Source organism: Devosia submarina, assembly GCF_003056345.1.
GTDB classification, from domain to species: domain Bacteria; phylum Pseudomonadota; class Alphaproteobacteria; order Rhizobiales; family Devosiaceae; genus Devosia; species Devosia submarina.
Map to the genome: position 1 here is coordinate 1 of NZ_PYWB01000033.1, position 821 is coordinate 821.

An 821-nucleotide genomic window follows, 5' to 3' on the forward strand; every position below is an offset into this window, starting at 1 on the left:
CACCATCCGGGCGGCCCCCAGACTGGCCAAATCGAGAAAAATCCATAGCCCCCATTCCCGTAGGTCGCGGGTTCGTTCTTCGGGGACTTTCGGGCGCCTGTCGGCAGCCGAAACTCTTCACGGGAGCCGACTGGCAGGTTCAGGATCCATAGGCTCGATAGCTGCCATTCAGAATCGATCGCCCATGGCATCGACCGACCCCATTGTCGCCGTTCGAAGCGCCGCGTTCGGCGCCCGAAACCGGCCGTTCATTCACTTCCACCCGACGGCAAAGTCGGGGCCGTCTGCTGAAGGGGTCATCAGGGAATTCAAGCGGCTCTTCAAGATTGAAAAAAACTCACCCACTGTTACCCGCGCCGAAGGTCGCCTCACGGGAAGCGGCGGATTCTTGAAGAGTACGGCCTCGTCACCGACGACTATCACCGCACACAATGGGTTTGGTTTGCTGTGATCTTCACCGCAATCTGGCGCAATTTCTCCAGCGCTAACTGGCGGACTGCGGGCGAGATCTCAAAGAAAAGTAGAACGGACGTTCGAGCGTGATGCCGCGAAAGTCTGGTCAGAGCCCAAAGTGACGAATGCTGCACGATGGGCGAATGTCGATTACCGACCTCACTACGCCAGCGTGCGCGTCATCTCACGGATCAGATCATTTGTCTCTGGTCTCGTCGTTTGGTGCCGATATCGAAGAGCCAAAACAGTTCTTGATATTTCAAGACCATCGATGGGTTTCGACACCAAGCCCATGTCTGAAGGAATAGCGGTGGCTGGCAGGATCACCGCACCTGACCCTTGTCGCGCCAGTTCAACCAACCAATCCA

At 57.0% G+C, this 821-nt stretch carries 1 protein-coding gene and 1 pseudogene; one reads left to right on the top strand and one right to left on the bottom strand.

Annotation, left to right across the window (positions count from 1 at the left end; all coding sequences use genetic code 11):
* Positions 1 to 184: 184 nt before the first annotated feature.
* Complete coding sequence (locus tag DDE77_RS19260) at positions 185 to 451, top strand: hypothetical protein (protein ID WP_210204446.1); 267 nt, start codon at positions 185 to 187, stop codon at positions 449 to 451.
* 164 nt (positions 452 to 615) lie between these two features.
* Here the strand turns inward: DDE77_RS19260 and DDE77_RS19265 are convergent.
* A pseudogene (locus tag DDE77_RS19265) lies at positions 616 to 821 on the bottom strand (LysR family transcriptional regulator); the annotation flags it as partial.